General features: G+C 58.2%; 19 protein-coding genes. 12 read left to right on the forward strand and 7 right to left on the reverse strand.

Features of this window, described 5'->3' with window-relative positions; translation table 11 throughout:
• The first annotated feature begins 125 nt into the window (after nucleotides 1-125).
• From K3556_RS10990 to K3556_RS11010, 5 genes are all read left to right on the forward strand, one after another.
• Nucleotides 126-1,277: an acyl-CoA dehydrogenase family protein gene (locus K3556_RS10990; RefSeq protein ID WP_260516829.1), complete on the forward strand. Its 1,152-nt coding sequence runs from the start codon at nucleotides 126-128 to the stop codon at nucleotides 1,275-1,277.
• Nucleotides 1,277-2,305: an enoyl-CoA hydratase/isomerase family protein gene (locus K3556_RS10995; RefSeq protein ID WP_260516830.1), complete on the forward strand. Its 1,029-nt coding sequence runs from the start codon at nucleotides 1,277-1,279 to the stop codon at nucleotides 2,303-2,305. Before K3556_RS10990 ends, K3556_RS10995 begins: the two co-directional genes overlap by 1 nt.
• An 11-nt stretch (nucleotides 2,306-2,316) precedes the next feature.
• Complete coding sequence (gene mmsB, locus K3556_RS11000) at nucleotides 2,317-3,189, forward strand: 3-hydroxyisobutyrate dehydrogenase (RefSeq protein ID WP_260516831.1); 873 nt, start codon at nucleotides 2,317-2,319, stop codon at nucleotides 3,187-3,189.
• A gap of 25 nt (nucleotides 3,190-3,214) precedes the next feature.
• Nucleotides 3,215-3,874, forward strand: a complete 660-nt coding sequence (locus K3556_RS11005) for a Crp/Fnr family transcriptional regulator (protein WP_260516832.1) — start codon at nucleotides 3,215-3,217, stop codon at nucleotides 3,872-3,874.
• Nucleotides 3,875-3,951: 77 nt separating this feature from the next.
• On the forward strand, nucleotides 3,952-4,146 hold the full coding sequence (locus K3556_RS11010) for a DUF2892 domain-containing protein (RefSeq protein ID WP_260516833.1): 195 nt from the start codon (nucleotides 3,952-3,954) through the stop codon (nucleotides 4,144-4,146).
• A 124-nt stretch (nucleotides 4,147-4,270) separates the two neighbouring features.
• Here the strand turns inward: K3556_RS11010 and K3556_RS11015 are convergent, their stop codons facing one another.
• The 5 genes from K3556_RS11015 to K3556_RS11035 form a co-directional block, all read right to left on the reverse strand.
• Nucleotides 4,271-5,662 carry a TRAP transporter large permease gene (locus K3556_RS11015; protein ID WP_260516834.1) on the reverse strand — a complete coding sequence of 464 codons (1,392 nt, stop codon included), beginning with the start codon at nucleotides 5,660-5,662 and terminating at the stop codon, nucleotides 4,271-4,273.
• Nucleotides 5,663-5,665: 3 nt separating this feature from the next.
• A complete protein-coding gene (locus K3556_RS11020) occupies nucleotides 5,666-6,325 on the reverse strand; it encodes a TRAP transporter small permease (protein WP_260516835.1) in 660 nt (219 codons plus the stop codon).
• Between the two features lie 111 nt (nucleotides 6,326-6,436).
• Entirely contained in the window at nucleotides 6,437-7,438 is a 1,002-nt protein-coding gene (locus K3556_RS11025; protein WP_260516836.1) for a DctP family TRAP transporter solute-binding subunit, read from the reverse strand.
• A gap of 245 nt (nucleotides 7,439-7,683) precedes the next feature.
• Nucleotides 7,684-8,925, reverse strand: coding sequence for a sigma-54 dependent transcriptional regulator (locus K3556_RS11030; RefSeq protein ID WP_260516837.1), 1,242 nt, complete (start codon nucleotides 8,923-8,925; stop codon nucleotides 7,684-7,686).
• A complete protein-coding gene (locus tag K3556_RS11035) occupies nucleotides 8,922-10,679 on the reverse strand; it encodes an ATP-binding protein (protein WP_260516838.1) in 1,758 nt (585 codons plus the stop codon). The genes K3556_RS11030 and K3556_RS11035 overlap by 4 nt, the downstream gene beginning before the upstream one ends.
• A 59-nt stretch (nucleotides 10,680-10,738) precedes the next feature.
• Between K3556_RS11035 and K3556_RS11040 the strand changes: the two genes are divergently transcribed.
• Nucleotides 10,739-11,914 (forward strand): cytochrome P450, encoded by a 1,176-nt coding sequence (locus K3556_RS11040; RefSeq protein WP_260516839.1) that lies wholly within the window; start codon nucleotides 10,739-10,741, stop codon nucleotides 11,912-11,914.
• Here K3556_RS11040 and K3556_RS11045 read toward each other — a convergent pair whose 3' ends face one another.
• On the reverse strand, nucleotides 11,915-12,376 hold the full coding sequence (locus tag K3556_RS11045) for an Lrp/AsnC family transcriptional regulator (protein ID WP_260519237.1): 462 nt from the start codon (nucleotides 12,374-12,376) through the stop codon (nucleotides 11,915-11,917).
• Nucleotides 12,377-12,516: 140 nt separating this feature from the next.
• Here K3556_RS11045 and K3556_RS11050 point away from each other — a divergent pair, with 140 nt between their 5' ends.
• The 6 genes from K3556_RS11050 to K3556_RS11075 all read left to right on the forward strand — a co-directional run bounded on the left by K3556_RS11050 (nucleotide 12,517) and on the right by K3556_RS11075 (nucleotide 17,124).
• Nucleotides 12,517-12,858, forward strand: coding sequence for a DUF2849 domain-containing protein (locus tag K3556_RS11050; RefSeq protein WP_260519238.1), 342 nt, complete (start codon nucleotides 12,517-12,519; stop codon nucleotides 12,856-12,858).
• Nucleotides 12,851-14,521, forward strand: a complete 1,671-nt coding sequence (locus K3556_RS11055; RefSeq protein ID WP_260516840.1) for a nitrite/sulfite reductase — start codon at nucleotides 12,851-12,853, stop codon at nucleotides 14,519-14,521. Before K3556_RS11050 ends, K3556_RS11055 begins: the two co-directional genes overlap by 8 nt.
• Complete coding sequence (locus K3556_RS11060) at nucleotides 14,511-15,251, forward strand: phosphoadenylyl-sulfate reductase (RefSeq protein WP_260516841.1); 741 nt, start codon at nucleotides 14,511-14,513, stop codon at nucleotides 15,249-15,251. The genes K3556_RS11055 and K3556_RS11060 overlap by 11 nt, the downstream gene beginning before the upstream one ends.
• Nucleotides 15,248-15,658, forward strand: a complete 411-nt coding sequence (locus K3556_RS11065; RefSeq protein ID WP_260516842.1) for a DUF934 domain-containing protein — start codon at nucleotides 15,248-15,250, stop codon at nucleotides 15,656-15,658. Before K3556_RS11060 ends, K3556_RS11065 begins: the two co-directional genes overlap by 4 nt.
• A 68-nt stretch (nucleotides 15,659-15,726) precedes the next feature.
• On the forward strand, nucleotides 15,727-16,581 hold the full coding sequence (locus K3556_RS11070) for a ferredoxin--NADP reductase (protein ID WP_260519239.1): 855 nt from the start codon (nucleotides 15,727-15,729) through the stop codon (nucleotides 16,579-16,581).
• 177 nt (nucleotides 16,582-16,758) lie between these two features.
• On the forward strand, nucleotides 16,759-17,124 hold the full coding sequence (locus tag K3556_RS11075) for a cupin (protein WP_260516843.1): 366 nt from the start codon (nucleotides 16,759-16,761) through the stop codon (nucleotides 17,122-17,124).
• A gap of 67 nt (nucleotides 17,125-17,191) precedes the next feature.
• Here the strand turns inward: K3556_RS11075 and K3556_RS11080 are convergent, their stop codons facing one another.
• A complete protein-coding gene (locus K3556_RS11080; RefSeq protein ID WP_260516844.1) occupies nucleotides 17,192-17,482 on the reverse strand; it encodes a hypothetical protein in 291 nt (96 codons plus the stop codon).
• Between the last annotated feature and the right edge of the window lie 108 nt (nucleotides 17,483-17,590).

A 17,590-nucleotide genomic window follows, 5' to 3' on the forward strand; every position in this document is an offset into this window, starting at 1 on the left:
ACCGCCAATCCGGCCAAACTACCCTAGCGGCAACTTGCGACGCGACGGAACTCTGCCACCGCTTGAAAAACTCCTGTAAGAATTGCGCCATAACGTATCCGCAAACACGTGGACGGGAGAGATACATGGATTTCGCGCTTTCCGAGGAACAAACCCTCATTTTCGATATGGCCAAGGGCTTTGGTGAAGAAAACATTGCCCCCAATGCCGAGAAATGGGAGGCCGAAGGCACAATCCCTAAAGAACTCTGGCCGCAACTGGCCGAGCTGGGTCTGGGCGGGATTTATGTCAGCGAAGAATATGGCGGCTCTGGTCTGACCCGACTGGACGCGACGTTGGTGTTCGAAGCGCTTGCCATGGCAGACCCGGCTGTCGGGTCTTTTCTGTCCATCCACAACATGTGCGGTGGCATGATCGACAAGTTTGGCTCGGAAGAGACCAAGCAGAAATGGCTTCCTGACCTTTGCACGATGAACAAGGTTTTTTCCTACTGCCTAACCGAGCCCGGATCCGGGTCGGACGCGGCCGCGTTGAAAACCCGCGCCGAAAAACACAATGACGGCTATGTTCTGAACGGCAACAAAGCGTTCATCTCAGGCGGCAATTACTCCGACGTTTACGTCACTATGTGCCGCACCGGCGAAGACGGCCCCAAGGGGATATCGACCGTGGTGGTTGAAAACGGGACACCCGGCCTGAGTTTCGGCGCCAATGAACGCAAGATGGGCTGGAAGGCGCAGCCGACCTCTCAGGTGCAGTTCGACGACTGCAAAGTCCCGCTGGACAATTTGATGGGCGAAGAAGGCAAAGGGTTTGTCTATGCCATGGCAGGTCTGGACGGTGGCCGTCTGAACATCTCGGCCGGTGCCTTGGGCGGCGCGCAAAAGGCGCTGGAACTGACCCTGCAATACATGGGCGAGCGCAAGGCGTTCGGAAAGACCATTGACCAGTTCCAGGCGCTTCAGTTCCGTCTGGCGGAATACGAAACCCGCCTTCAAGCTGCGCGGACCTTCCTGCGCCAAGCGGCGTGGAAGCTGGACAACAAGACGCCCGATGCCTCGAAATTCTGCGCCATGGCAAAGTTGATGGTGACGGATGCGGCGTTTGACGTGGCCAATGGCTGCCTGCAACTGCATGGCGGTTACGGCTATCTGTCTGACTACGGGATCGAAAAGATCGTGCGTGACCTGCGCGTGCACCAGATTCTGGAAGGCACCAACGAGATCATGCGCCTTATCGTGGCCCGCCAGTTGTTGGCCGAGCGCGACCGCGGCTAATGTCGGATATCTCGATCCGAAAAGAAGGCAAAGCCGGGCGGATCACGCTGACCCGCCCTGACGCCCTGAACGCACTGTCTTACGCCATGTGTCTGGCCATCGATGCGGCCTTAATTGACTGGGTTGACGACGACGATGTCGAACTGATCGTGATTGATGCCGAAGGCGACCGCGCCTTTTGCGCTGGCGGCGACATCCGCGAGATTTACGAGATCGGCCAGTCCGGTGATCCCACACGGGCACAGCATTTCTGGCGCGACGAATACCGGATGAACGCGCGCCTGTTCGAATTCCCCAAACCCATCGTCAGCTTCATGCAAGGCTTCACCATGGGTGGCGGCGTCGGTGTGGGCTGTCATGCCTCGCACCGGATCATGGCGCGGTCCTCACGTATGGCGATGCCAGAATGCGGCATCGGCCTTGTGCCGGATGTAGGCGGGTCTCTGATCCTGGCTCATGCACCTGGACGACTGGGCGAATATATTGGCATGACCGGGGCGCGACTTGCGCCCGGCGACGCGATTCATGCTGGTTTTGCGGATTTCGTGATCCGGCAAGCCGAATGGCCCGCGCTGAAGACCGACCTGATCCGCACCGGCGATCCCAGCCACATCAATGAGGCCGCAATCCCGGCGATCCCCGGCAACCTGTCCGCCATGCAACCGATGATCGACGCCCATTTCGACGGAGGCAGTCTGGTCGAGATTGTAACCTCGCTGCGGAACGACGACAGTGTCTTTGCCATAAACGCGTTGGACCTGCTTGGCCGCAACTCACCGCTTTCCATGGCTTGCACGGTCGAAATGATACACCGCCTTTCAACCACGCGTGACGTGCGCGCGTCGTTGGAACTGGAATACCGCTTCGTCTATCGCGCATTGGAGCAGTCCGACCTGATGGAGGGCATTCGAGCCGCGGTCATCGACAAAGACCGCACGCCAAACTGGAAACACGATCTGGATGACCCATTGGCCGCGGCGGTTGACGCGATGCTCGCGCCCTTGGGCGACAACACACTGACATTCTAAGGAGACCTGCCATGAAAATTGGATTTATCGGACTGGGCAATATGGGTGGCCCTATGGCCGCAAACCTCGCCAAAGCGGGCCACGAGGTCGCTGGCTTCGACATGGCCCCGGTTGATATCGAGGGTGTCACCATGGCGGCTTCTGGCGCAGAGGCGGCCAAGGGGCGGGACGTGGTCATCACCATGCTGCCCAACGGCCAGATCCTGCGCGCCGTCGCCAACGAAATCGTCCCGGCGATGGACAAGGGCACCGCGTTCGTTGACTGCTCGACCGTTGACGTCGAAAGCGCGCGCGATGTCGCCAAACAAGCGTTGGACGCAGGTTTGCTGCCGGTGGACGCGCCCGTGTCTGGTGGCGTCGGTGGCGCATCGGGCGGCACATTGACCTTCATGGCCGGAGGCTCAGCCGAGGCGTTTGCCAAAGCAGAGCCTTTGTTTGACATCATGGGCCAGAAAGCCGTGCATTGTGGTGACAGCGGCGCAGGGCAAGCCGCCAAGATCTGCAACAACATGATCCTTGGCATCACCATGATCGGCACTTGCGAGGCGTTCGCGCTGGCCGACAAGCTGGGTCTGGACCGCCAGAAGATGTTCGACGTTGTGTCGACCTCGTCGGGCTATAGCTGGACGATGAATGCCTATTGTCCCGCGCCCGGTGTTGGGCCGCAGTCGCCCGCCGACAATGACTACAAACCCGGCTTTGCTGCTGAATTGATGCTGAAAGACCTGCGTCTGAGCCAGCAAGCCGCCGAAGCGGCGGATGCAGACACTCCGCTGGGTCAGGCCGCAACGGCGCTGTACTCGCAATTCGTCGAGGATGAAGACGGCAAGGGTATGGATTTCTCGGCCATGTTGCCGCGGTTTGAAAAACGCGGTCGCAGCTAACCCCCGCACCGCTTAGACTGGCACCATGAGCTGGACACAGGACACTGACGAAATTGCCGATTTGGACGCGCCCGCGCGAGCGCTTCTGGACACGCTTACCCCGGTCGACGTGCCCAAAGGTGCCGTGCTTTTTTGCCCGGGTGAAGCCGTCAAAGGCTATGTCGTGATGCTGTCCGGTCAGGTCGACGTGAACCTGATCGGCCCCAACGGACGCGACATTTTGCTGTATCGCGTCGCACCGGGGCAAAGCTGCATTCAGTCGACTTTGGGACTTCTGGGGGGCGACGCCTACACCGCCGAAGCAATGGCCGAAACGCCTGCCCGGCTGGTTCTGATCCCGCGCGATGTGTTCTTCGCCCTTCTGGACAGCTCGCCGGGTTTTCGTCGGCTTGTGTTCGGCGCGTTTGCAGAACGTATGCAGTCGATGATGCAATTGATCGAAAACGTCTCGTTCATGACGGTCGAGGCCCGGTTGGCTGCGCTGATTTTGGACCGCGCGGGGCCAGATGGCTGCCTGCATATGACACAGGCCGAAATGGCCACCGCAATCGGGACCGCGCGCGAAGTGATCTCGCGTCGGTTGGAGAAGATGGCCCATGCGGGTTCTTTGGCACATGAACGTGGCACCGTTACGATCCTGAACAAGACAGCGCTGAACGAAATGGTGCGTGGCACGGCTTTCTGAACCTCAATGTGACCACGTCACATGCCTTTTCCGACTCACCCGGCTAATATTGGGTCAGACATGGAAAGGAGTTCACTATGCTCAAACGAAACGAAGGTAACCTTGATCGTATCCTGCGCGTGGTCGCTGGTTTAGCGCTGCTGGGATGGTATTTCTTCGCTGGTGGTCCAATCTGGGCTCTGATCGGTATCGTTCCCTTGGCAACTGGTGCCATAGGATCCTGCCCGATCTATTCGATCCTTGGCATGAATACCTGCAAACTGAAGAACTGAGTTCAGAAAATCGCAACTATTGGGCGTTAAACCCAACGTGTTAGCGAGTAAAACGGTAAACGCCGGGCAAGCTTGCCCGGCGTTGTTGTAAGAGGGGTGGGCCGCGTCAGCGGCCCGCCCTTTCTTATTTCGTGATGATCTCTGGTCCCATCAGCATGGTTGGCAGCCATGTCGACAAGAATGGGATGTACGTCACCATGATCAGGAACACGAACAACACAGCCAGGAAGGGCGCTGCCGCTCTAACCACCCGCATCATCGGCATTCCGGCGACGCCAGAGGTCACGAACAGGTTCAACCCGACCGGCGGCGTGATCATCCCAATCTCCATGTTGACCACCATGATGATGCCCAGATGGATTGGATCGACGCCAAGTTCGATGGCAATCGGGAACACCAGTGGGGCCACAATCACGATCAGGCCTGAAGGCTCCATGAACTGCCCACCGATCAGCAGGATGATGTTGACGATGATCAGGAACATGATCTTGCCAAAGCCAGCCGACAGCATCGCGCCTGCGATCTGTTGCGGGATCTGCTCATCCGTCAGAACATGCTTCAGGATCAGCGCGTTGGCGATGATGAACATCAGCGTGATGGTCAGCTTGCCCGCATCAAACAGAGTTTTGCGGGTGTCTTCGTGAAAGAACCCCGTGATCAAAGCTTGAGGCTTTTGCAATAGTGTCTTCTTGCCTTCGCCTTTGTCCGCAAGCGGTCCCATGTCGCGGTAAATGTAGGTCGCCACTACGAAAGCATAGACGGAGGCGACCGCTGCAGCCTCGGTGGGCGTAAACAGCGCGCCAGTAATACCGGGAATGCCATAGATACCGACCATGATGATCACGATCAGCAACAGCCCCCAAAGCGCGTCCGAGAAGCTGGATACGATCTCTTTCCAGCCCGCAAAGTCACCCTTGGGCATGTCTTTGATCGTCGCGATCACATAGATCGCGATCATCAGCATGACGCCCGCCATGATGCCCGGAATAACACCGGCAAGGAACATCCGGCCAACTGACACCTCAACCGCCGACGCATAAACAACCATAACAATTGACGGTGGGATCAGGATGCCCAGCGTACCTGCGTTACAGATGACACCTGCGGCGAAGTCCTTGGTGTAGCCCACCTGACGCATCGCCGCGATGACGATCGTCCCGATGGCAACCACGGTCGCTGGGCTGGACCCGGACAATGCCGCGAACAGCATACAGGCAAACACGCCCGCAATCGCCAGACCGCCCCGGAAGTGACCCACACAGGCGATCGAGAAGCGGATGATCCGCTGTGCCACGCCGCCGGTGGACATGAAGCTTGAGGCAAGGATGAAGAACGGGATCGCCAGAAGCGTATAGTGCCCGGCTTCCGCCTGATAAAAGCTCTGCGCAACCGACGCCAGCGAGGTGTCGGAAAACAGCAGCAGGAAGATGATAGAGCTCATGCCAAGGGCGACCGCGATCGGCACACCGATCATCAGAAACCCAACGACCATGGCAAAAAGGAATACGACGTCCATGAGTTATGCCTCCCCCTGCTGGTCTTGAAGTTGTTCGATCTCGTCCTCAACCTCGTGGCTGACGATCAGACTGTCCTGTTGGCCGCGCCAGATGCGGATGGTGGCCTGAACGAACCGGTAAAGCAGTAAGGCCATGCCCACTGGCAAGATGGCATAGGGAAGCACACGGGGCAGCTTGTCATAAGCTTCGCCTTCGTTGATCAAACCCTCCAAAAAGCGCAGAAAGTCAAGCATCGGCACCTGATCGGTGATGTACCACGCTTGCGACCGCGTTTGTTCGAACCCGGTCGGAAACCAACGGCCCGACGTGCGATCAAGCGAGGCATAAGGCGCCCAGTAATCCCAAGCCCCTTTCAGAAGCAGGAAGGCATAGATGATGCAGACCGCCGCCGAGACCAGCGCCAAAACTTTGCGCACGTTTTCCGGCAATATGTTGGTCAGAGCATCGACGCCCAAATGGGCTGTGACTTTGACGCCGTAGCTGACACCGAGAAGCACCAGCCAGGCAAACAGGATCAACGTGACTTCAAGTCCCCAGATCAATGACAAGTTAAAAACATAGCGCATGACCACGTTCACGAATGTGATCATCGTCATGAGGCCCAAAATGATGGCAATCGCCGTCTCTTCGAAACCCTTGGTGTTGTGAGTATGTGTGCTCATGGCTGTCCCCTCCCCATGAAGCTGGGCACGACAATGACTTTCGCAAAAGTCAGGCCGTATCAGTGGGAATAACCGGGGCCCGAGTTGTGGTCGGGCCCCGAAACGCTCAGCTTAGTTCTGTGCGTTGATTTCTTGTGCGATGGCGATGTTTTCGGCACCGACGTCAGCTTCGAACTGCGCCCAAACCGGTTTCATCGCGTCAACCCAAGCCTGACGCTGTTCTGCAGTCAGCTCGCGGATTTCTCCGCCTGCATCCAGAACGGCCTGACGGGCTTCGGCGTCAACCTCGCCCACAGCACTGTTCCGTGTCTCGGTGACTTCACGCATGATCGTGGCAAGCTGGTCGCGAACGTCCGCGTCAAGACCTTCCCACCAATCCACATTGGTCACGACCATATAGTCAAGCGCACCGTGGTTGGTTTCCGTTGTGCCATCCTGCACTTCGAAGAACTTTTTGCCGTAGATGTTGGACCAGGTGTTTTCCTGTCCATCAACAACGCCGGTTTGCAGCGCGCCATAAACTTCAGAGAAGGCCATCGGCTGCGGGCTTGCACCCAAAGCTTGCATCTGCGCCACCAAAACGTCCGACGGCTGCACGCGGAATTTCAGACCCGCAGCATCCGCAGGCGCAATCAGCGGCTTGTTGGCCGAGAATTGCTTCAGGCCATTGTGCCAGAATTCCAGGCCCAGCAAACCACGGCGAACCATGGATTGCTTCATCGCAACGCCAGTTTCCGATTGTTGGAATGCATCAACCGCCGCCATGTTTTTGAACATGAATGGCAGATCGAAAATGCGGAATTGCTTGGTGAAGGCTTCGAACTTCGACAGCGACGGCGCTGCCAGTTGAACGTCGCCTTGCAGCATCGCTTCAAGCACCTGATCGTCATTATAGAGTGTGGAGTTCGGATAGACCTCCATACAGGCTTTGCCGTTCATCTCTTCGTTCACACGGTCGGACAGCAACGAGGCAGCGATGCCTTTCGGGTGCTTGTCCGCGTTTGTGACGTGGCTGAATTTGATGACAATCTCGCCTTCGTCGCAAGCAGCCGATGCAGCAGTTACAGATGCCGACAGCGCGATCGCCGATACGGCCATGGTCAGGAATTTCATATGGTGTCCTCCCAGACAGATATCCTCCGGCAGCCCGGTTGAGCGCCTGTTGTCTATTGGGGCATGGTTCCTCGACGGCACCAAGAAAAACGATCACGTCACCGTGATTTTTTTGTTTATTGAATAATTTCAAAATACTAACGATCATACTTCAATTGCGCGAATATAGTTGAAACACTGTGTGAGCGGTTAGCCGCACAATAGCGCCCGGCATCTGTGCGGAAATCCGCACAGTTTTCCCATTGCTAGTTCCGATAGGTTTCCGGCCGAATCTCGTGTCGCGCCAGCTTGTCATAGAAGGTTTTTCGCGGCAGTTGCAGCTCTCGCGCTGCCGCAGAGGCACCCCCCCCGTGACGTCTGAGGGCGTCGATCAAGAGCGAGCGTTCCACCTGCGCTAACTGCTCGGCCAAGCCCGGACGCGCACCTGACACAGCGCTGTCGGCATCGGACAATCCAAGCCCCATCGCAAAACGCATCGCCGCATTCATCAACGCGCGCGCGTTGCCCGGCCAGTCCTGCGCCATCAATCGGGCGATGACATCATGTTCAATTTCTGGCGGGGCCAATGCCGCCTGTTCGCTGGCAATCGAGACGTAATGGCGAAACAGGACCGGAATATCATCTTTGCGCTCTCGAAGCGCCGGAATGCGGATGCGCAAGACGTCGAGCTTGTAAAACAGATCGGGGTTGAACTGCCCCGCCGCGACCTCTGCATCCAGATCGCGATAAGTGCCGGCCACAACCCGTGTCTTGCCCGTTCGATCCAGAAGGTCGAGCAGCTGATACTGCGTCGGTCCATCAAGCGCTGCCACCTCATCAAGGAACAGCGTCCCGCCTTCAGCGCGTGCAAAAGCGGCCTCAAGCGCGTCAGGCGTCAAACCGGTCGCGGGCAGCTTGGTAAATGGCCGCGTCGCGTCGCCAGACAAAAGATGCACAACTTCGGCGACTTTCGATGTGCCTGACCCCGGTTCGCCGCAGATCAACACTTCTGCTTGCGCGCGCGCAGCCGCCCGCACCTTGTTGCGCAAGTCCTCAGCCAGATCGCTTTCGCCAAACAACAGGCGTGCAGCGGCATCGCCTGATTGAGCACGCGCCTTCAGCGACCTGTTTTCAAGCACCAGCACACGCGTGCGCAACGCGCGCGCCACCACCGCCAGCAACGCTGCGGGTTCGCAGGGCTTCTCAAGAAAATCAAACGCGCCTTCGTTGATCCCGCGCACGGCCGTCGGAATGTCCCCCTCGCCTGTCAGCAAAATCACCGGCAGTTCTGGGTCCACGGCCTGCGCCTGTGCCAACAGGGCAAACCCGTCTTTTCCCGGCATCCGGATGTCCGACAGGATAACACCGTCAAACCCCGGCAGGATATGGTCCTTGGCCTCGATGTAACTGCCCGCAAGGATCGTCGTCAGGCCGTCCAGTTCCAGTGTCTGGCCCAGCGCCTCCCGGACAGTCGGGTCATCATCGACCAGAAGAACGGTGTTGGTCATGCGGCCTCCTGTTCACCGGCGCGATCAAGCTCGACAGTAAATATGGCTCCGCCTTTCGGGTGATTGCGACCCCGGATCGCCCCACCAAAGCTTTGCACCAAACCATAAGAGATCGACAGACCAAGCCCCATCCCTTCTGTCGGACTGACCTCCTTGGTCGTATAAAAGGGGTCAAAAATCCTGTCAGGCTGGTCAATTCCAGGCCCGGTGTCGCGCACCGACAGGATCACACGTTCTGTCGAGGGTTCCAGCGTGATCTCGATCTTCTTGTGAACGCGGGCCGCCATGGCATCCATGGCGTTAGACATAAGGTTCATCACCACTTGCTGAAGCCGCACCTCGCCGCCGCGGACCTGAGGCGCGTTTGGCGGACGGGTCCAATCAACGTGGACACGGTCTGCAACGATACGCGGTTCCAGCATCTCGAGCGCCTGATCAACGACCTGCACCAGATCGACATTGGTGATCGGTTCGCTTTCCTGACGGGCGAAGGCGCGCAGGTTCTTGATGATCCGGTCCATCCGACCCGCCTGTTGCGAGATGCGACCGAGGTTTTGACCCACCTCATCGGTTTGCCCCCGCTCAAGAAACACGGTTCCATTGTCGGAAAAAGACCGGATCGCCATCAACGGTTGGTTCAACTCGTGACTGATGCCCGCAGACATCTGACCCAAGGCAGACAGCTTGCCCGCCTGAACCAGATCGGCTTGCGCCTTGTTCAATGCGGCCTCGGCCTCGCGCCGTTCCCGGTTTTCACGCAGCAGGTCAGCATTGGCCGTCGAAAGCGCTTTGGTGCGCTCCGCGACGCGAGCCTCAAGACGCGCGTTCACCGCCGCCTCCATCTGCAAGCGTTTATTCAGGGCGCGCCGTCGCTCACCAACTGCCAGCAACAACGCTCCGATGCCAAGGCAAATGGCCGCAGCGATGCCCGCCAGCAAGGCGGCGCTGCGCTCGGCCGGGGCAGTGTCCAGCAAAATCTCTCCGGTCAGGCCAATCACCGGCAAGTCCCGCGACAGATGGATCGCCCGGTTTGGCAAATAGGGTCCGGCGTCCAGTGTCCAGACTTCGCGCCCTGCCCACAGGCTGGCAGAGCTTTTCAAGAAATCCTCGCGGGCGCGCTCTGCACTCACAAGTTCAGACCGGTTGGCCGCAAACACCCGCGAGCCATTCAGCGTGAAAAACAAGGCCGCGGCGGTCGAGGGCCAGTTTTCTTCAAAATCCAACAAATCGGTGCGCGCGACCACGGTACCCAAGGTCTGCTCTGCACCTTTGTGTATCGGCGCCGCAAACGAGAAAATGCGTTGGGTTGCACCGGATTCCACAGCCTGAAACCTGGCCTCGACACCCAAAGCGCCTGTCAATGCCCGGTGGATCAATGGCGCGCCCGGATCGACCTGCGCCTCCCCCTCGCCGGATGCGGCAAGCACTTTTCCGTCCAGTCCAACCAGCGACAGGTGATAGGCCCCTGTCATGTCGGCCATGGCTTGCAGCAACGCGTCCGCCTCTCCCTCACTGTCCACTTCGCCGCCAAGGCGGTCGCGCAACACGGGGTGTTCGGCCAATACAACTGCCAGTTCACGATACCGAAACAGGTGACGCGTTAGCTGGTCCGATGCCAAAGCAAGCTCGGACGCCGCCTGATCTGACAGTGGCGATAGCGCCGCACGCCAGGCCACGGCCCAGACGCCTGCGCTGATTGCGAGGGTGCCAATAAGGAAGGGAATGACCCATTTTGTACGCAGGTATCGAAACATGAGCCGAAGAATAGAAAGCCGCGCTTGCAAAGGCCAGCCGCTTTGATGAACATGAGCGGATGTTGCGCCTTAGCCAGTCCCCGACGGACCCCGACTTCATTCAGAACCCTTACGTGTTTTACGACCGCGCCCGCGCGGGCGGTGACATCTTCTGGTGGGAAGACTATGACATGCCAATGGCGGTCAGCTTTCGCGCGGTGAACGCCTTATTGCGTGATCGCAGGTTCGGCCGCGAACCTGTTGAACCGCTTGAGTTTCCGGATCACCTTGCCCCTTTCTATGCGGTCGAAGCACATTCCATGTTGGAGTTGGAAGCCCCGCGCCATACGCGCTTGCGCAAACTTGTGCTGCGCGCCTTCACCAGCCGCCGGATCGCCGGGCTGGGGCCAGAGATCGACGCGCTGGCCCATCAGCTGATCGACGAATTTCCGGGTGGCGAGTTTGATTTGCTCCCCACCTTCGCGACCCGCATTCCCGTCATCATCATCTGCCGCCTGCTTGGCGTTCCCGAAGCGATGGCGGATGATCTGCTGAAATGGTCGAACGCCATGGTCTCGATGTATCAGGCCCGCCGCACCCGCGCGATCGAAGACGAGGCTGTGGCCGCAACCGAAGCTTTCGTTGCCTTCATGCGGAACTATGTGGACCAGCGCCGTAACGACCCGAGCGACGATCTGATATCGGAGCTGATCGCGGCTGAGGCAGAAGGTGAAAAACTGTCGTCAGACGAGCTGATCTCGACCTGCATCCTGCTTTTGAATGCGGGCCACGAGGCGACGGTCCACGCTTTGGCCATCGCTGTGAAAACGCTGCTGGAGCAGCAAACACCCGCATCCAGCCTGGCACCAGAGACACGCGACAACACCATCGAGGAAACCCTGCGCTTCGACCCGCCCCTGCATATGTTCACCCGATATGTTTACGAAGATACGGTGCTTTACGGCCAGAACCTAAAGCGTGGCGACAAGATCGGGTTGCTGTTGGGCGGCGCCAATCGCGACCCGGATGTCTGGGATGAACCCGAGGTCTTCGACCCCACCCGCCCGATCAAACCCAACACGTCTTTCGGCGCGGGGGCGCATTTCTGTATTGGTGCACCGCTGGCCCGGTTGGAACTGGCACATGCCCTGCCGATCCTGGTTGAACGCTGCCCAGATCTTCGCCTGACCGCCCCGCCGCAGTTCGGTAATGTTTATCATTTCCACGGCCTGGAGACGTTGATGGTCAAAGCGTGATCAGATCGGCAACTCGGTCGAAAACTTGATCTCTTCCATCGACAGCAACGCCGTGACGTTGAAAATTTTCACTTCCGAGATTAGCGCCTGATAAAATTCATCATAGGCGCGGGCGTTCTTGACGCGGACCTTGAGGATATAGTCAATTTCGCCCGCCAACCGGTGGGCTTCCATCACTTCAGGGCGCGATTTCAAAGCCCGCAGGAAAGCGTCCTGCCACCCTGCGTCATGTTCGGCTGTACGGACCAGCACGAAAAAACAAGCCTCGAACCCAAGGCTGTCTGCGTCCATCACCATGGTGTTCTTGCCGATCACGCCACCCTCTCGCATCTTGCGAATCCGGTTCCAGACCGGGGTCTTCGAAGACCCCACTTTCTTGGCGATCACGTCCAGCGACTGACCCGCATCGCTTTGAAGCTCTCGTAGAATTTTCCGGTCAATCTCATCCAGACGAACAGGCATTTCGTTTTCTTCCTTCTTTTGGTCCATACGTTCTGCGGCCAGCAGAAACCGAAACAATATTCCTTTTCTGCCGCAGCATATCGCCGTTTTGTGGGAAAATGTCCTATATAGAGCAGGAACGCAATAAGAAAGGACTGGCCATGCCGCGCCCCTTCACACCCAAAGTAGTGACTGCAAATGACCTTGTTGAAGGTGATGTGATCTATCTGGCCCATGATGGGGCCTGGGTGCGTGACATGTGTATGGCATGGTTGATCGAGGACGAGGACGAAGCCGCCACACAGCTCGCACTGGCCGAAACACAGCCAGAGATTGCTGTCGGCCCATATCTGGCGGGGGCCAAAGCTTGCCCTGTTGGTCCGGTCCCGACCCATTTCCGCGAAGTCTTCCGGGCCAACGGCCCATCAAACCGTGCCCATGGCAAGCAAGCCTCGGCGCCGGTCGCCGCGCACGCATACGCAAAGGCCGCAGCCCATGTATGACTACAATAATTTCGACGAAGGCTTTGTGCGCAACCGCGTCAGCCAGTTCCGTGCGCAGGTCGCGCGCCGCATTTCGGGCGCGTTGACCGAAGATGAATTCAAACCCCTGCGCCTAATGAACGGCGTCTATCTGCAACTGCATGCCTATATGCTGCGTGTGGCGATCCCCTATGGCTCGCTCAACCCGCATCAGATGCGCCAGTTGGCAATGATCGCCGAGCGTTGGGACAAGGGCTATGGCCATTGGACCACGCGACAGAACATCCAATATAACTGGCCACGTTTGGCCGATATTCCTGACATGCTAGAGGCGCTGGCTGATGTGGGAATGCACGCTATCCAGACCTCGGGCAACACGATCCGCAACGTGACCGCGGACCATTTCGCAGGCGCAGCCGCGGATGAAATTGAAGACCCGCGCCCCACGGCTGAGCTTTTGCGCCAGTGGTCCACCGACCATCCGGAATTTCAGTTCCTGCCGCGCAAATTCAAGCTGGCGGTAACCGGATCGAAGGCTGATCGCGCCGTGACCAAAGCCCATGACATCGGCATTCGCATCGTCAAGAACGACGCGGGAGAGGTTGGTTATCAGATCCTCGTTGGTGGTGGCCTTGGCCGCACGCCGGTCGTCGGTCAGGTTTTGAAAGACTTCCTGCCGCGCGAAGACCTGCTGCCCTATGTCGAGGCCGTCGTCAGCGTCTACAACACGCTGGGTCGCCGCGACAACAAGTACAAAGCCCGCATCAAGATCACCACGATGGAAAACGGGATCGACAAGATCCACGATCTGGTCGAGGCACGCTTCGCCCAGTTGCGCCCGCAATTCTCGGGCATTGATCAGGCACATTTCGCTGACATTTCGGCCAACTTCAAAGCGCCGGAGTTCAAAACAGCATCGCTTGACGGCTATCACGCCGCCCGCGACGCTGATCCGATCTTCCGGTCATGGAGCGACACCAATGTCGATGACCACCGCGCCAATGGGTATGGGATCGTCACGATCTCGATGAAAGCGCATGGGGCGACGCCGGGTGACGCTGATGGAAATCAGATGCGCATGATTGCTGATCTGGCAGAACAGTTTGGCCATGGCGACATTCGGATCAGCCACGAACAAAACGTGGTCCTTCCGCATGTCCACCGCGCCGACTTGCCCGCAGTCTTCGCGACATTGCGCGCGCATGGGTTGGCGACGGCGAATGCGGGTCTGATCTCGGACATCATTGCCTGCCCCGGCATGGATTATTGCGCGCTGGCCACCGCCCGTTCGATCCCCGTTGCACAAGAGATTGCCGAGCGGTTCGATGAACTGAAAATCGAACATGATGTCGGCCACCTGCAAATTAAGATCTCAGGCTGCATCAACGCCTGTGGGCACCATCATCTGGGCCATATTGGCATCCTTGGGTTGGACCGTGCTGGCGTTGAAAACTACCAGATCACCCTTGGCGGTGACGCGGGTCCCGATACGACGATCGGCAAACGGGCCGGGCCGGGCTTTGCCTATGACCAGATCGTTCCGGCGATCGAACGCCTTGTGCTGGCCTATCTGGACCTGCGCGAAGACGAGAGCGAAACCTTTATCGACGCTTTCCGCCGCTTGGGCGAAGCGCCGTTCAAGGCCGCCCTCTACCCTGAGGAGGATAAGACACATGCCGCTTGAAGCTCCCCTTCCCGCTCCCGTTGAACGGGTCGGTACGCTGAACACCCGTTACAAGCACCATTCGGCCACATCCGTTATTGAACGCGCATTGACTGACAGCACCATCGGCGCACTGGCCATGGTGTCGAGTTTCGGCGCGGAAAGCGTTGTCTTGTTGCACATGGTGTCGCGCATCGACCGGACCGTGCCGGTTGTCTTTCTGGACACGCAAATGCTGTTTCAGGAAACGCTCGACTATCAGATCGAAGTCTCCAGGAAACTGGGCCTGACCGATGTGCGCGTCATCCAGCCCGACGCAAACGAACTGTTCAAACGCGACCCGGACAACATCCTGCATCTGGCAGACACCGATGCCTGCTGCGACTTGCGCAAGGTCGAGCCACTGGAAAACGCGCTAGTGGGCTTTGACGGCTGGATCACCGGGCGCAAGCGGTTTCAGGGCGGCAAGCGTGTCGATCTGCAGTTTTTTGAAGCCGAAGACAATCGGCTGAAGGTCAATCCGCTGGCCCATTGGGCGTCTGAGGACGTACGCGACTATATGATCAACAACCGCCTGCCCCGCCACCCGCTGGTCGGGCGCGGCTTCCCCTCGATCGGCTGTGCGCCATGCACATCACCGGTGAAGCCCGGAGAAGACCCACGCGCCGGGCGCTGGCGCGGGGCCGAAAAGACAGAATGCGGCATCCATTTCGTGGATGGCAAAATGCAGCGGATAGGAGCAAGCGCATGAGCGTGATCGTAACAGATGCGGGCTTTGCCCATGACGATTGGAACTACGGTTTTGCCTTGTCTGATGAGCGGGCCGCCAACGACACCCGTGGGCTGCACTTGCCGTCTGACACCGACCCTGCCGTTTTGCCCCAGTTGATGATTGGCGTCGACATGATCCGCATCGACTTCCCGTCTTTCGCGGATGGGCGCGGCTTCACGCTGGGCCGCCAATTGCGGCTGCTCGGCTATCAGGGCCGGTTGCGTGCGCATGGCCATGTCATCTCGGATCAATACGCGATGGCACGCCGGTCCGGGTTCGACGAGGTCGAGATTAGCGAAGACCTGTCCCTACGCCAGCCGGAAAAAGAATGGCTGTCGCGTGCGGATTGGCAAGCCTATGACTATAGGTCGCGGCTGACCGGCTAGACCCTTTCGCGCAACCCACTTATATACCCAGACAGAAAAGGGCGGGGCTTTTAGCCTCGCTGATGCTTATGAATGAAGTGACGCCGATTATGGATGCTGAAGCCAAAGTGAAACCGGTCCCCACCCTGCCCGACGCGCAGACGGTGACCGACGTTGAACATTACACCGACCGATTGTTCCGGTTCCGCTGCACCCGGCCGCAAACCCTACGCTTCCGGTCAGGCGAGTTTGTGATGATCGGCCTGATGGGCGACCCGGACCCCAAAACCGGCAAGCAAAAACCACTTCTGCGCGCCTATTCGATTGCCAGCCCGTCTTGGGATGAAGAGCTAGAGTTTTATTCGATCAAAGTGCCCGATGGGCCGCTGACCTCGAAGCTGCAGCACATCAAAGTTGGCGACCAGATCATCCTGCGCCCCAAGCCGGTGGGCACCTTGGTGCATGACGCGCTGATTCCCGGTAAGCGCATGTGGTTCTTTGCCACTGGCACCGGGTTTGCGCCGTTCGCCTCGCTTCTGCGCGAACCGCAGACCTATGAGGATTACGACGAGATCATCATCACCCATACCTGCCGCGAAGTGGGAGAGCTGACCTATGGCGCGAACCTGATCGACGCGCTGAAGGACGACGAGCTTCTGAACGAAGTGATCGGCGAAGGTTTCTGGAAGAAGATCAAATACTACCCGACCACCACCCGCGAAGAGAGCCCAAAGATGGGCCGCATCACTGACCTGATCCGTTCGGGCGAAGTGTTCAGGGATTTGGGCATCGAGCCGCTCTGCCCAGAAAATGACCGTGCGATGATCTGTGGCAACCTGCCCTTCAACCTCGAACTCAAAGAGCTTCTGGAAGAAGCTGGGTTGGAAGAGGGTGCGAATTCAAAACCCGCGCAATACGTGGTCGAGAAGGCGTTTCTGGATTAAAGCAGCGGCACCAGTTCGGTGGTCATCGCAACAAGTTTTGTGCGTTGCCATAGGCCAAAATGCGGAATGGGGTGGACCTTCGGTCTGCCCCTTTTGTATATAATCGCCTGCCTCTTATTGGGTGGGCGTCGAACGGCATGTTAGCATTGATCGGTCAACCGTCCTTAGGAGGCTTTTTTGGAATACTGCAAACTCTACTCTGATGATGCTGGCGAAAGCCGTTGGGCCGATGTCGACGTCGCGCTTGAACCGCGCAGCTTCGCACCGCCGGCACAGGACATCGAGATATCCGACCCCGAACCCGCCCGGCAGATGATGTTTCTGAGGCTAAGAGCCAGTTGGGATGAGCCAATCCATCCCACGCCCGTGCGGCAAAAACTGATCTGCCTAGCAGGTAGCGTCCGCGTCACCGCAAGCGACGGAGAAACCCGAGACATCACCAAAGGCGACGTGTGGCACATGGAAGACAAGCATGGCAAAGGCCATCACACGATGGTCACGAGTGATGTCGATTTCGAGGCCGTCATCATTCAGCACGAATAGGATCTGTCGCCACGCCGTTTCCTGCGCGAAGCGTCTTTCTGCGCGGCGAGGTCCAGTTGCAAGATGGTCAGGCTTTCCAATCGGCAATGATCGAAAAGGACTGCACCTTTGGCTCTTCTTCCAAAAACTCGGAAAAAACAGACCAAAGCGCTTTGACCTTTTCGCCGGTCTCTGGAGTCATCTCAGCCAGTTCGGTGATCGAGATGACATAGCCAGATCCCTCATCGTCATTCATGACATTCAGGAAGGACTTTTGCCCCGGCAGGGCCATGATCTTGTCTTTCAGGCCCTCCATCAATTTGGTTGCAGCAGCTTTGCTTCCGGGCTTCATTTTATACGGCGTAACACGAGCATACATAGAACTAACCCCTTTCTGCGAACGCTGTCGGGATGCGTTCAACCCACCCGCCCATGATTGGGCATGATGGTGTAGTATAGCACAGTCATGTGATGGACTGTCGGCCAG

This window comes from Aliiroseovarius sp. M344, from assembly GCF_025140835.1.
Taxonomy (GTDB): Bacteria; Pseudomonadota; Alphaproteobacteria; order Rhodobacterales; family Rhodobacteraceae; genus Aliiroseovarius.